At 61.8% G+C, this 14,123-nt stretch carries 12 protein-coding genes; 10 read left to right on the top strand and 2 right to left on the bottom strand.

Annotated elements, in window-relative coordinates; genetic code table 11:
* Both cysN and CLH61_RS13730 read left to right on the top strand, forming a co-directional pair.
* On the top strand, positions 1–1,659 hold the full coding sequence (cysN, locus tag CLH61_RS13735) for a sulfate adenylyltransferase subunit CysN (protein WP_099615327.1): 1,659 nt from the start codon (positions 1–3) through the stop codon (positions 1,657–1,659).
* Between the two features lie 130 nt (positions 1,660–1,789).
* Positions 1,790–2,803 (top strand): nucleoid-associated protein, encoded by a 1,014-nt coding sequence (locus CLH61_RS13730; protein WP_099615326.1) that lies wholly within the window; start codon positions 1,790–1,792, stop codon positions 2,801–2,803.
* A 69-nt stretch (positions 2,804–2,872) separates the two neighbouring features.
* Here CLH61_RS13730 and trmH read toward each other — a convergent pair whose 3' ends face one another.
* Positions 2,873–3,607, bottom strand: coding sequence for a tRNA (guanosine(18)-2'-O)-methyltransferase TrmH (gene trmH / locus CLH61_RS13725; protein ID WP_099615325.1), 735 nt, complete (start codon positions 3,605–3,607; stop codon positions 2,873–2,875).
* A gap of 310 nt (positions 3,608–3,917) precedes the next feature.
* Between trmH and miaB the strand changes: the two genes are divergently transcribed.
* The 5 genes from miaB to lnt are packed head-to-tail and all read left to right on the top strand — an operon-like array spanning position 3,918 to position 9,113.
* Positions 3,918–5,264, top strand: a complete 1,347-nt coding sequence (miaB, locus tag CLH61_RS13720; RefSeq protein WP_099615324.1) for a tRNA (N6-isopentenyl adenosine(37)-C2)-methylthiotransferase MiaB — start codon at positions 3,918–3,920, stop codon at positions 5,262–5,264.
* A gap of 9 nt (positions 5,265–5,273) precedes the next feature.
* Positions 5,274–6,257, top strand: a complete 984-nt coding sequence (locus CLH61_RS13715) for a PhoH family protein (protein WP_099615323.1) — start codon at positions 5,274–5,276, stop codon at positions 6,255–6,257.
* The gene (gene ybeY / locus CLH61_RS13710; protein WP_099615322.1) at positions 6,254–6,727 is read left to right on the top strand and encodes an rRNA maturation RNase YbeY; all 474 of its coding nucleotides are present in this window, start codon (positions 6,254–6,256) and stop codon (positions 6,725–6,727) included. Before CLH61_RS13715 ends, ybeY begins: the two co-directional genes overlap by 4 nt.
* Positions 6,724–7,572 (top strand): HlyC/CorC family transporter, encoded by an 849-nt coding sequence (locus CLH61_RS13705; protein ID WP_099615321.1) that lies wholly within the window; start codon positions 6,724–6,726, stop codon positions 7,570–7,572. The genes ybeY and CLH61_RS13705 overlap by 4 nt, the downstream gene beginning before the upstream one ends.
* A gap of 20 nt (positions 7,573–7,592) precedes the next feature.
* Positions 7,593–9,113: an apolipoprotein N-acyltransferase gene (gene lnt, locus CLH61_RS13700; protein ID WP_228152644.1), complete on the top strand. Its 1,521-nt coding sequence runs from the start codon at positions 7,593–7,595 to the stop codon at positions 9,111–9,113.
* Between the two features lie 22 nt (positions 9,114–9,135).
* On the opposite strand, the gene CLH61_RS13695 is transcribed toward lnt, so the two are convergent.
* Complete coding sequence (locus tag CLH61_RS13695) at positions 9,136–9,684, bottom strand: zinc ribbon-containing protein (RefSeq protein ID WP_099615319.1); 549 nt, start codon at positions 9,682–9,684, stop codon at positions 9,136–9,138.
* A 226-nt stretch (positions 9,685–9,910) separates the two neighbouring features.
* On the opposite strand from CLH61_RS13695, the gene leuS reads away from it, so the two are divergent.
* From leuS to holA, 3 genes are read left to right on the top strand one after another with little or no spacing between them, the layout of a single operon-like run.
* A complete protein-coding gene (leuS, locus tag CLH61_RS13690; protein ID WP_099615415.1) occupies positions 9,911–12,496 on the top strand; it encodes a leucine--tRNA ligase in 2,586 nt (861 codons plus the stop codon).
* Positions 12,497–12,532: 36 nt separating this feature from the next.
* On the top strand, positions 12,533–13,111 hold the full coding sequence (locus CLH61_RS13685; RefSeq protein ID WP_099615318.1) for an LPS-assembly lipoprotein LptE: 579 nt from the start codon (positions 12,533–12,535) through the stop codon (positions 13,109–13,111).
* Positions 13,108–14,121: a DNA polymerase III subunit delta gene (holA, locus tag CLH61_RS13680; protein ID WP_099615317.1), complete on the top strand. Its 1,014-nt coding sequence runs from the start codon at positions 13,108–13,110 to the stop codon at positions 14,119–14,121. The genes CLH61_RS13685 and holA overlap by 4 nt, the downstream gene beginning before the upstream one ends.
* Positions 14,122–14,123 lie beyond the last annotated feature (2 nt).

The raw sequence follows: 14,123 nt of genomic DNA, 5'->3' as shown, positions 1-14,123 counted from the left end.
ATGTCACACCAGTCTGATCTGATTGCCGAAGATATTCAGGCCTACCTGAAACAACACGAGAACAAGGAACTGCTGCGGCTGCTGACCTGCGGCAGTGTGGACGACGGCAAGAGCACCCTGATCGGCCGCCTGCTGCACGACACCAAGATGATCTACGAAGATCACATGGCGAGCCTGAAAACCGACAGTGCCAAGATGGGCACCACCGGCGAAAAGCTGGATCTGGCACTGCTGGTGGACGGCCTGCAGGCGGAACGGGAACAGGGCATCACCATTGATGTAGCCTATCGCTACTTTTCCACCGACAAGCGCAAGTTCATCATCGCCGACACCCCGGGCCACGAGCAGTACACCCGCAACATGGCCACCGGCGCGTCCACGGCACAGCTGGCCATCCTGATGATCGATGCCCGCCACGGCGTGCTGACCCAGACCCGGCGTCACTCCTTCATCGCGTCGCTGCTGGGCATCCGGCACATCGTGGTGGCGGTGAACAAGATGGACCTGGTGGATTTCAGCGAACAGCGGTTCAACGAAATCAAAGAGGAATACCTGGCATTTGCCTCCCGGCTGGGTCTGAGCGACATCCGTTTCGTGCCGATCTCCGCGCTGGAAGGCGACAACGTGGTCAACCGCAGTGCCAGCACACCCTGGTTCAGCGGCCAGCCGCTGATGGAAATCCTCGAAACGGTGGAAGTGTCACGGGACAAGAACCTCGAACACTTCCGCTTTCCGGTCCAGTTCGTCAACCGGCCGAACCTGAATTTCCGCGGCTTTTGCGGCACCGTTGCCTCCGGGGTAATCCGCCCCGGCGATCCGGTAATGGCCCTGCCCTCACGCCGCACCAGCACGGTGAAAGAGATTGTCACCTTTGACGGCAACCTGGACGAAGCCTACACCGACCAGGCAGTGACCCTGACACTGACCGATGAGATCGACATCAGCCGGGGCGACATGCTGGTCCGCCCGGCGGACGAGCCGGAAGTGAGCAACCGCTTCCGCGCCAATCTGGTGTGGATGACCGATGCCCCGCTGGAAACCGGCCGGCTGTACGACATCAAGCTCGGCCCGACCTTTACCTCCGGCACGGTCAAGACAATCCTGCACCAGACGGACGTCAATACCCTGGAGCAGCACGCCAATCCGGACCGCTTGCAGCTGAATGAAATCGGCCTGTGCGAGCTGACCCTGAGCCAGCCGGTGGCGTTCGATGCCTACCCGCGCAATCACGCCACCGGCAGCTTTATCGTGATTGACCGGCTGACCAACGTGACCATTGGCGCCGGCATGATCGCCGGCACGGCCGGGGACGCGGAATCCCGGGAGCCGGTCAGCGCTGAAGACCGCGCCCGCCGCCTGGCCCAGAAGCCAGCCATCATTGCCTGTAACGGTCGGCAGGCGACTGCACTGGCACTGGCCGTGGAACGGGCACTGTTTGACCAGGGTAAGACCACGGTGGTGCTCAGTGAGGACAACGCCGGCACCCCGGAGGATCGCCGGCGCACGGCACAGCTGCTGGCGGCCCACGGGCTGATAGCGATTGCGGTAAACCTCGGATCCGATGTTGCCCATGTCACGGCATCGGCGGACCATGAGGCGGATATACCGGGCGCCGTCAGTGCGCTGGTACAGGAACTGGTCCGTAACCAGCGGATCTGACATTGCCGCCCCGCGCAAAGGTGACGGGTCGCATAAAACCGGTACAATGCAAAGCCCCGAGGGTCAGCCTTCGGGGCTTTGTCCGTTTATCAGCCTTTGACCGTTTTTCAATCAGGGAACCAACGATTTCATGGCCATCAAGCAGCTTCGTACTCTCTTTGCCAGCCAGTATCAGCCGGGACAGCCGGCCCGGGTACGCCCGGGTGCTGCCCTCGCCGAGCCGGGGGGCGACTACGAGGCCCTTCACAAGCAGATGAAGCGGCTGTTCAACAGCAAGCCCGGGAAAAAGTACGGCCGGTTCGCCGAAGACATCGGAGAAAGCCCGTTCAGCAGCTGGCTGAAAGACTACCTGGAGGACAAGCAATCGTTCGCATCGCTGACCGACCGGCTGTTCGGCCAGTGGCAGGAATTGTTGAACGCTGCCCAGGAGGAATTCGAAGGGCACCTGATGGTGGTGCATGAAGCCCTGGCCGATGCGGACGTGGTCTACCTGTTTATCCTGGAAAACGACAGCGCCATGCGCTTTGACGGCGACCAGGCGCTGGACGCCACTGACGTGCTGAGCCTGTCGCGGCTCAACCTGGCGGTGCGGATCGAGCTGGACGACTGGCAGGCGAACAACGGCGAGAACTACCTGACCCTGGTACACGCCCGCGGCACCGGCGAAGGCGGCGATCTGTTCATCAAACTCTGCGGCTTCACCAACCAGGTGGATGTCGAGAAAGAAACCCTCACCTTCCTCGATGCCGTAGAAGCATTCGCCAAGTCGTCCGAACCGGAAAAGGCCGGCGAAGTCCGCACCCGCGCCTATGAATTCTGCAAGGAACAGCATGCCCTCGGAGAGCCGGTGGCCATCGAGGCCCTGTCAGGCTACCTGGACGAGAACCAGCCCGAGCGCTTCAAGGACTTCGCCAGCCAGAACGCCGAACTGCCGGAAAGCGGCGTCCTCCACCCGGATCACCGCAAAGTCAAAAAACTCGTGCGCATCGCCGGCTCCGGCGGCGGCATGAGCGTGTCTTTCTCATCAGACCTGGTCAACCAGGCGGTCTACTACGACCGCGACAAAGACGCGCTGACCATTACCCGCTTGCCCAAGGCATTGCGCGAACAGCTGCAGCGCTACCTGGAAGCCCGCGAGGAATAGCGGCAGGCAGCACATCCCTGCCAGCCTGATCCGGTGGCGGGGAGCTGACATCACGGACGCCCCCCATGATCATTCTTCGAGGAGCGATTCTGCCTTATCGCTCCATCGTGGCCGATTGGCCCGCAGCTTTCTGACCTCCTGCATCCAGCCTACGCCGTCGACCAACTCCCCGGTTTCCGGATCGAGGGGCGGATATGGCAGGTTGCGGTCGTCGCAATAGCGTTTCACCGTTGGCTGACACCAGCGAAACAGCAACCGCTCGTATTCCTCATCCGGCAACCGGCGCTGATCAAAGAGCCCCGCCACCTGCCGCTGCCGCTGGGCTTCCGACAGGATAATCGCGCAGGCAGCAGACACATTGAGCGACTCCACCATGCCCATCATCGGGATCACAATATGCTCGTCAGCCCGGGCCGCCGCGTCCGGACTCACACCGTCGACTTCGTTACCCATGATCACCGTACACGGCACCGTAAAATCCGCCTCCCGGAAATCAATCGCCCGTTCGGACAACTGCGCGGCATAAAGTTTATGCCCCTGCCCCTTCAGGTGACTGACCGCCTCGTCCATACTGCGGTGGGTGTGGGTTGTCACCCAGTTGAAACTGCCACCGGCCGTCTTGCGAAACGCCCGGAAGCCCTCCCGTGGCCACACCACATGCATGTTCGCCAGCCCGAAGGCATCGCAGGACCGGATAATGGCCGACAGGTTACGGGGTTTGTGGACCTGGTCGGTGAGCACACACAAATCAGGCTGGCGGGTATCGAGGGTTTGCTTGATGCGGGCAAGGCGTTCAGGAGTCATATTAAAAGTTTTGCTGAATTGAGGATTACTCAGGCGCCGGAGAAGGGCTTGGGGAGGCTTTCCAAAACTGTGCGAAGCCAGGGATGGCGAAGCTCAAGCGCCACATGGATGTGCCGCCAGGAGCGTGTTTTGGAAAGCCTCCCCCCAAGACCTTCATGCACCCGAAGCCGAAAATGATACCACACCAAAACTAGCAACAACCCGAGACAACTCTGGTTGCAGAATGATCACCCCGCTATAATACGCAGTCCACTTTCTCCAGCGCCGCCCAAACCCTGCCGGCGCCAACACACCAATTGCGTTGAGACCCATGGCCAAAAAGCTGTACATCAAGACCCACGGCTGCCAGATGAACGAATACGATTCATCCCGAATGGCAGACCTGCTGCGCACCGGCGAACAGGTCGAAATGACCGACAACCCCGAGGACGCAGACATCCTGCTGCTCAACACCTGCTCGATCCGGGAAAAAGCCCAGGAAAAAGTATTCCACCAGCTCGGCCGCTGGAAAAACCTCAAAAACAGCAAACCCGACCTCATCATCGGCGTCGGCGGCTGCGTCGCCAGCCAGGAAGGCCAGGCCATCATCGACCGCGCACCCTACGTCGACATGGTCTTCGGCCCGCAGACCCTGCACCGCCTGCCCGACATGATTACCGAAGTACGCATGAAAGGTAACGGTGTCGGCGTCGTCGACGTCAGTTTTCCCGAGATCGAAAAGTTCGACAACCTGCCCGAGCCCGGCGCCGACGGCCCCTCCGCCTTCGTCTCTATCATGGAAGGCTGCAGCAAATACTGCACCTTCTGCGTCGTGCCCTACACCCGCGGTGAAGAAGTCAGCCGCCCGGTAGACGACGTGATCGCAGAAGTCGCACACCTCGCCGGCCAGGGCGTACGGGAAGTCAACCTGCTGGGCCAGAACGTAAACGCCTACCGCGGTGCCACCCACGATGGCGACACCATGGACCTGGCCGAACTGATCACCCTGATCGCCACCATCGACGGCATCGACCGCATCCGCTACACCACTTCCCATCCGGTGGAGTTTACCGATGCCATGATCGAGGTGTACGCCCAGGTACCCGAACTGGTCAGCCACCTGCACCTGCCGGTACAGAGCGGCTCCGACCGCATTCTCGCCGCCATGAAGCGGGGCCACACCGCGCTGGAGTACAAATCCAAGTTACGCCGCCTGCGCAAGATCCGCCCGGACATCAGCTTTTCATCCGACTTTATCGTCGGCTTCCCCGGCGAGACCGACAAAGACTTTGAAGACACCATGAAACTGATTAACGACATCGGCTTCGACGTCTCTTTCAGCTTTGTCTACAGCGCCCGCCCCGGCACCCCGGCATCCGACCTGCCTGACGACACCCCGATGGAGGTCAAGAAACAGCGCCTCGCCATCCTGCAGCAGCGCATCAACCAGCAGGCCATGGACATCAGCCGCAAAATGGTGGGCACCACCCAGCGGATCCTGGTGACCGGACTGTCGAAAAAAGACCCGGGCGAGTATGCCGGCCGCACCGAGAACAACCGCATCGTGAACTTCCGTCACGACAACGCGGACGTGATCGGACACTTTATTGACGTTGAAATCCGGGAAGCCCTCCCCAACTCCCTGCGGGGCGTACCCGTAGATTCCCGGCTGTACTGAGGAGACCGATTGAACACCACCGATACCCGACAATTTGACCTTCATCCCGTTGACCAGCGTCGGCTGGCAACCCTGTGCGGCCCGTTCGACGAGCACCTGAAGCAGATCGAACGCCGCCTGAACGTCAAGGTAGGCCGCCGTGGCCACCACTTCCGCGTGGAAGGCGAGACCGAGCACGTGGCCGCGGCAACCGAAGTCATCCGTCACCTGTACCGGGAAACCGAGGCCAGTGACGACATCAAGCCGGACACCGTGCACCTGTTCATCCGCGAGACCGGGTACGAGCGACTGCCTGATGACCTGCCGTTCGACGGCAGCCAGACTGTCATCAAAACGCCGAAACTGCAGGCCCGGCCCCGCGGCGCCAACCAGCAAAAGTACGTGCACAGCATCCGCACCCATGACATCAACTTCGGGATCGGTCCGGCCGGAACCGGCAAGACCTGGCTTGCGGTCGCCTGTGCCGTGGAAGCCCTCAAGGACGAGCAGGTCAAGCGCATCCTGCTGGTCCGCCCGGCGGTGGAAGCCGGCGAAAAGCTCGGCTTCCTGCCCGGCGACCTGGCCCAGAAAGTGGATCCCTATCTGCGCCCTCTGTACGACGCCCTCTACGAGATGCTCGGCTTCGACCAGGTCACCCGGCTGATCGAGAAAAGCGTGATCGAGATCGCGCCACTGGCGTTCATGCGTGGCCGTACCCTCAATAACTCGTTCATCATTCTCGACGAGAGCCAGAACACCACCCGGGAACAGATGAAAATGTTCCTGACCCGGATCGGCTTCGGCTCCACCGCCGTGATCACCGGGGATACCACCCAGGTGGACCTGCCCCGCGGCCAGAACTCCGGCCTGATCCATGCCGCCGGCGTACTAAGCAAGGTATCGGGCATCGGCTTTACCCGCTTCGAGTCGAAAGACGTGGTTCGTCACCCGCTGGTGCAGCGGATCGTCGAAGCCTATGACGCCTTTGACGACGGGAGTTCAACAAGCCGGTGAGCAAACTGACAGTTGACCTTCAGCGTACCCTGGAGGCACCGGGAATCCCGGCAGACAAGGACCTCGAAACCTGGGCAGCAACCGCCTGGCTCGGCGAGCATCCATCGGAAGTGACTATTCGTATTGTGGATACGGAAGAGAGCGCCGACCTCAACAGCCAGTACCGGGGCAAGAACGGGCCAACCAATGTGCTCTCCTTCCCATTTGAGGCGCCAGCCGGTATAACGGTTCCATTGGCCGGAGATCTGGTGATTTGCGCGCCAGTGGTTGAAAAAGAAGCCGCCGAACAGCATAAAGAACTGGCGGCCCACTGGGCCCACATGGTGGTGCACGGCATGTTGCACCTCCAGGGCTATGACCATATTGAAGATGACGATGCCGAGGTGATGGAAGACCTCGAGATCCGGCTGCTTGCGCAACTCGGATACGGCAACCCTTACGAAACAGAGGAAACGGAAAAAGACTCATGAGCGACGATCAGTCGAGTCGCAGTCAGGGCAGTCACAAGTCCTGGCTGGAGCGTATATCACAGGCCTTTTCCAGCGGGCCTGAGTCCCCGGAGGACGTGCTGGAAATCCTGCGTGAAGCGGAAGCGCAGAACATCATCGATGCCGATGCCATGAGCATTATCGAAGGTGCGATGCAGGTGGTCGACATGCGGGTGGATGAAATCATGATCCCCCGCTCCCAGATGGTCACCGTGAAAGCCTCGCAGGATCCGAAAAACTTCCTGAATGACATCATCGAGTCTGCCCACAGCCGTTTCCCCGTCATCGGGGACAGCCAGGATGACGTGATCGGCGTCCTGCTCGCCAAGGACCTGCTGCCCCTGGCGCTCAGCAACGACCTCAACTGGAACCATATCCGCGAGATTCTCCGCCCCCCCACCTTCATTCCCGAGAGCAAGCGGCTCAACCAGCTGCTCAAGGAATTCAAGGAAACCCGCAATCACATGGCCATTGTGGTGGATGAGTACGGCGGTACCGCCGGCCTGATCACCATCGAGGACGTGCTCGAACAGATCGTCGGCGAAATCGAGGACGAACACGATTTCGATGAAGAAACCCACATCAAGGCCCGCGATGACGGCACCTTTGCGGTCAAGGCGGTGACCCCGGTCGAGGACTTCAACGAATTCTTCCGCACCAAGCTGGACGAGGAGGAGTTCGACACCATCGGGGGCGTGGTTCTCAAGGAGTTCGGTCACCTGCCGCGACGGGGCGAATCGGTGGAGTTTGGCGGCTTCAGGTTCACCATCGCCAACGCCGACAACCGGGTGATCCGCCTGCTGCAGGTAGCCCGCAGCGAGTCGTAAAACCAATCGGGAATACCGCTTTGCAATCACCGCTCTCTACCAACCGCTGGCTGCGCGCGGCAACCCTCGTGGTTGCCGGCGCACTGCAAACCCTCACCCTGTCGCCCTTCGAGCTGTGGTGGCTCGGTCCGGTCTCGGTGCTGCTGATCCTGCTGGCCTGTATTCCGCTCGCGCCCGGGAAACTGTTTCGCGCCGGCTGGCTTGCCGGCATCGGTCTGTTCGGCTCCGGAGCCAGCTGGGTCTACGTCAGCATCAGCGAATATGGCAACACCTCGGTGCCCCTGGCGATCCTGCTCACCGTCATCTTTGTGGTCGGCCTTGGTCTGTTCCACGCCCTGGCGTTCTGGGCGTGGGGCAAGCTTGCCAGCACCAGCGCGGTACGACGGCTGATCCTGTTCCCGGCCATCTGGGTGCTCGGCGACTGGGTCCGTAGCTGGCTGCTCACCGGCTTCCCCTGGCTATACCTGGGCAATGCCCATGTGGACGGCCCGCTCGGTGGCTTTGCTCCGGTCATCGGCGTCCACGGTGTGACTTTCCTGGTTGTCGCCAGCGGGGCTGTCCTCTACGGCCTCTGGTGGCTGGTGAAGGAACAGCGCCGCGGTGCAGCGGGAGTCGCCGCCCTGCTCACCGCAACCCTCTGGCTCAGCGGCCCGGCCCTCAACAAGGTGGCCTGGACCACGCTCGACAGCGAGCCCACAACGTTTGCCTCCATGCAGGGCAATATCCCGCAGCAGATCAAGTGGGATCCCGATTTCCTGCGGGACCAGATCGTCATCTACCTGGGCCTGACCGAGGAGTTCTGGGAAACCGACCTGATCCTGTGGCCGGAAACCGCGATTCCCATTCCCCAGGACCAGGCCGGCAAGATCATCGAGTACATCGCCGGCGAACTGGGCGATCACAGCACGCTGATCACGGGCATTCCCTGGTACGGCTTCAGTGACCGCATTGAAGACTTCACTTTTCACAACAGCATCATGGCCATTGGCAACGGCAGCGGCACCTACCACAAGCAGAAACTGGTGCCTTTCGGTGAATACGTGCCGCTACAGCAGTATCTGCGGGGCCTGATTGGCTTCTTTGACCTGCCGATGTCGAGCTTCAGCCGGGGCCCCGAGAACCAGCCACCCCTGCAGGCCAATGGCAACGGCGTGATGCCATTTATCTGTTACGAAGTTGCCTACCCGGATTTCGTCGCCCGCAATGCCCGCAACGCCGGCCTGTTGCTCACCATCAGCAACGATGGCTGGTTCGGGGACTCCATTGGCCCGCTGCAACACCTGCAGATTGCCCGCATGCGGGCACTGGAAACCGGCCGTTACATGCTGCGCGGCACCAACAACGGCGTCACCGCCATCATTGACCAGAAAGGCCGGATTGCCGAAACCATCCCGCAGTTCACCCGCGCTACGCTGCAGGGCGAGGTTTTCTCGGCCTCCGGCAGCACTCCCTACATGCAGTCCGGCTCCTGGCCGGTGCTGACCCTGGCAATGATCCTGATTGTGTTCGTCAGGGAACGGGTCATTCCGCCGCGCGCCTAGACCGCGGCGGAAAGCCGCGGTCTCAGCTCTCCTTGCGGGGCCACTGGCTGGTGACACGCTCGTAGTAGTGGGAGCCGCAGGCCTCGCAGGGCTCAATATGACTGGTGGCGGTCAGGCAGCGCATGTGTCCGCAATTAAGGCACTGGAACATCCCGGCCGTCGCCACCTCGCCACTGATGTACTGGCCGACCTTGTGATCCTCCAGCTTCTGGTTCAGCTCCAGGGTGTCCAGCCGGGTCTGGTCCGCCACCGAGAACAGCATATCCGCCAGCTGATGCTCCAGCAGTGAGATATCCAGCTGCAACCATTCCTTCAGCCCCTCACCGGTTTCATCGACGAAGTGCATCAGGTGCTCCAGATCCCGCCGCAGGTAGGCACCGAGCAGATCGGCCTCCTCGCGAGTCATCTCCTCAAGCTCGTACTCCGCCTCCACGGCCTTATCCACTTCCTCTCGCAATGTATCGAGGCTGGTGTCCTGCATCAGCTTCAAGCGGGCCTGAACCCGCTCAAGCATCCGGTCATAGGCCTTGAGGGCCGTGCCAGACAGGTGATTGCGTTCCGGTTCTGTCATATTTGCTCTCCTGGAGACAACGGGTGACGATACGGGCCGGACCGGGGACAGACCCAAGGTCAGTCCCCGGGAAGCGCGGGCCTTATACTGCAAGTCTGGCACAGCTTGCGCGTTTTCGCAGACTACCTGTTAGGCCCCGTGTGCGTTAGAATGTGCGCCCCGCTCCGGACATCGTTTTGATACAGGGTTCTATTTTCCACACAAGGTAATTTCGGTAATGGCAGGAATGGACGAGCAATACAATCCGCAACAGGTTGAACAGGGTGCCCGCACTTTCTGGGAAGAAAACAACACGTTCACCGTGAAGGAAGAGCCCGGCAAGCCCAAGTACTACTGCCTGTCCATGTTCCCCTACCCCAGCGGCAAGCTGCACATGGGCCACGTCCGCAACTACACCATCGGCGACGTGATCTCCCGCTACCAGCGCATGCAGGGCAAAAACGTGATGCAGCCCATGGGCTGGGATGCGTTCGGCCTGCCCGCCGAGAATGCCGCCATTGCCAACAAGACCGCGCCGGCCAAGTGGACCTACGCCAACATCGAGTACATGAAGAACCAGCTCAAGCAGCTGGGCTTCGGTTATGACTGGAGCCGCGAACTGGCCACCTGCAAACCGGATTACTACCGCTGGGAGCAGTGGTTCTTCGCCCGCCTGTATGAAAAAGGGCTGGTGTACAAGAAGATGTCCACCGTGAACTGGGACCCGGTCGACCAGACCGTACTGGCCAACGAACAGGTGGTAGACGGTCGCGGCTGGCGCTCCGGCGCCCTGGTGGAGCAGAAGAAGATTCCCCAGTGGTTCATCCGCATTACCGATTATGCCGAAGAGCTGCTGAACGACCTGGACACGCTGGAAGACTGGCCGGAACAGGTCAAGACCATGCAGCGCAACTGGATCGGCAAATCCACCGGCGTGGAACTGAACTTCCCGCTGAAAGACCGTGAGGATGCCCTCACCGTGTACACCACCCGCCCGGACACCCTGATGGGGGTGACCTACATGGCGGTGGCGGCGGAGCATCCGTTGGCCAGGGCAGCGGCGGAGCGCTACGTGGAAGTGGCCGAGTTTGTCGACCAGTGCAAGAACAGCAAGGTGGCCGAGGCCGACATGGCCACCATGGAGAAGAAGGGTATCGATACCGGCTTCCGCGCCGTGCATCCGCTGACCCATGAAGAGATTCCGGTCTATGTGGCCAACTTCGTGCTGATGGACTACGGCACCGGTGCCCTGATGGCAGTGCCTGCCCACGACGAGCGCGACCATGAATTCGCCCTCAAGTACCACCTGCCGATCAAGCAGGTGATCGCACCGGCCGAGAACATCGAAGTGGACGTGCAGGAAAAGGCCTACACCGAGAAGGGTGTACTGGTGTCTTCCGGCAAGTACAACGGCCTGACCAGCGAAGATGCATTCAACGACATTGCTGAATACCTGGAAAGCAACGGCATTGGCAAACGAACCGTGAACTACCGCCTGCGGGACTGGGGCGTGTCACGGCAGCGTTACTGGGGTGCGCCCATCCCGATGATGACCCTGGCCGACGGCACCGAGCGTCCGGTTCCCGATGACCAGTTGCCGGTGTCGCTGCCGGAAGATGTGGAAATGGACGGCGTCCAGTCACCGATCAAGGCCGACCCCGAGTGGGCGAAGACCAGCTTCGACGGCCAGCCGGCGACCCTCGAAACCGACACCTTCGACACCTTCATGGAGTCGTCCTGGTACTACGCCCGCTTCTGCAGCCCCAATTACGACAAGGGCATGCTTGACCCGGCCGCGGCCAACTACTGGCTGCCAGTGGACCAGTACATCGGCGGTATCGAGCACGCCATCCTCCACCTGCTGTACGCCCGCTTCTTCCACAAGCTGCTGCGGGACGTGGGCCTGGTGACCAGCTCCGAGCCGTTCAACCGGCTGCTGTGCCAGGGCATGGTGCTCGCCGAAACCTATTACCGTGAAGACGACAAGGGCGGCAAGGTGTGGATTTCGCCCGCCGACGTCACCGTTGAACGGGACGACAAGGGCCAGCCGATCCAGGTGGTCCACAAGGTGGACGGCCAGCCGGTGACGGCCGGTGGCGTCACCAAGATGTCAAAATCCAAGAACAACGGGATCGACCCCCAGGCCATCATCGACCAGCACGGTGCGGATACCGTCCGCCTGTTCATGATGTTCGCGGCACCGCCCGAACAGTCCCTGGAGTGGTCTGACAGTGGCGTGGAAGGCGCCCACCGTTTCCTCAAGCGGCTGTGGCGACTGGTCAGCGAACACACCGCGGGCGGCCCCGCGCCAACCCTGAACATCGCCGAACTGGCTGATAGCCAGAAGGATCTGCGACGCAAGACCCACGAGACCATTGCCAAGGTCAGTGACGACGTCAGCCGCCGCCTGACCTTCAACACCGCCATTGCCGCGGTGATGGAACTGCTCAACGAGGTCAGCAAGCTGGGCGATAGCGAACCCCAGAGCCGCGCCGTGCGCCAGGAAGCCCTGAACGCCGCCGTGCTGATGTTGTCGCCGATCGCGCCCCATATCTGTCACACCCTGTGGCAGGCCCTCGGCCATGAAGAACCGGTGGTCGATGCGCGCTGGCCAGTGGCAGACGAGGCCGCGATGGTGCGCAGCCAGATCCAGGTTGTGCTGCAGGTCAACGGCAAGGTCCGCGCCAAGGCCGACGTACCGGCAGATATCGACAAGGCCGGGCTGGAGAAACTTGCCCTGGAGAACGAGAACGTCATCCGTTTTGTCGAGGACAAGACCGTTCGCAAGGTCATCGTCGTGCCGGGTAAACTGGTCAACGTCGTTGCCAACTAAGAAGCCAACCTGGCCACCAACCGCTGAGTCGCTGATATGACCAGACCGCTCCCGACCACTCGCACCCTGCTCGGCCTGCTCACGCTGGCCGGCCTGGCGGTGGTCGCGGGCTGTGGTTTCCAGCTCCGGGGCTCCGCCCCGGTTCCCGCAGCCCTGCAACCGCTGGCGGTTACCTGTGACAGCCAGGTTCCGGAACTGCTGTGTAACGATGTCCGGGAACAGCTGATCGGCGGTGATGTGGTGGTTGTGGAGCCGGAGCAGGCCGACTATGTGCTGCGGCTGCGGGAATTCCGCGAACAGCGCCGGGCCAGCGCCATCACCCTGCAGGCCTCGGCCGCAGAATACACCATCCGCCAGACCCTGCGGATGGATGTGCTGACCAGCGACCAGGTGCCGCTGATTGCCGACACCGAGCTCTCCAGCATCGAAACCTACCGCTATGACGAAGCCAACGTGCTGGCCAAGCAACGGGAAGAAGAGGCCCTGCGGGAATCCCTCTACCAACAGCTCGCCCAGCAGGTGATCTTCCGCCTGGCACCCCTGAATGCAACCCGGATCGAAGCCATCCGGGCGGCCAGCCGGGAATCCACCGGCGAGGCGGACAGCCGCCGATGAAGACCCAGCCGGCCCAGCTTCCGCAAGTGCTGAAAAAAGGCCTGGCTCCGGTGTACCTGGTGTCCGGTGACGAGCCCCTGCTGGTACAGGAATGCTGCGACCAGATTCGCCAGACCGCCCGGGAAGCAGGCTTCCAGGACCGGCTGACCTTCCATGCCGACCAGCAACTGGACTGGAACCGGGTGGGTGAGGAGTTCGGCGCCATGTCGCTGTTTGCCGAGCGGCGACGCATCGAAATCCACCTGCCCACCGGCAAGCTCGGCGACGGCCGCAACCTGTTGGAACGGGTACTGGCAGATCCCCCCGAAGACATCATCTTGATCCTGATCAGCGCCCGCCTCGACGCCGCCGAAATCCGGCGCAAGTGGTACAAGGAACTGCAGAACCACGGCGTTCACGTCACCGTTTGGCCGGTGGATGCCGACAAGTTCCCCGCCTGGTTGCAGCAACGGGCCCGCAGCCGCGGCCTGACCCTTACCCGCGGCGCCCTGGAGATGCTCACCGAGCGCCTTGAAGGCAACCTGCTGGCCGCGAGCCAGGAGATGGACCGGCTCGCCCTGTTGGCGCCGGGCCAGACGGTGGATGAGGAGATCGTCGAGCAGGCGGTGCAGAACAGCGCCCGTTTCAACAGTTTCGAACTGGTCACCGAACTGCTTACCGGCAATGCCGCCCACGCCAACAAGATCATCGGCGCCCTGGAGCAGGAAGGCGAAAACCCGCTGGGACTGCTCAGCGTGCTGACACGGGATCTCAACCTGGTTCTCGAACTCAAGCAGCTACAGGCCCGTCGCGAACCTTCGGCAAACTTCCTCAAGCAACACGGCGTTCGCCAGCCGCAGCGTGCCCGCGCCCTCGAAAGCGCCTCCCGCAAGCACAGCCGCCAGGCCCTGTACCAGGCGCTGCAGCTCTGCAGTGATACCGACCGGGCGACCAAGGGTTTCGCCGACCACACCCCCTGGTTTGCCCTGCGGGAGATGGCCACCCTGCTGGCAGCGCGCGCAGGAACTTGATC

The organism is Marinobacter profundi (assembly GCF_002744715.1).
Lineage (GTDB): Bacteria > Pseudomonadota > Gammaproteobacteria > Pseudomonadales > Oleiphilaceae > Marinobacter > Marinobacter profundi.
Note: the sequence above shows the minus strand (reverse complement) of the source record. Positions and strands in the feature narration are given on the sequence as shown.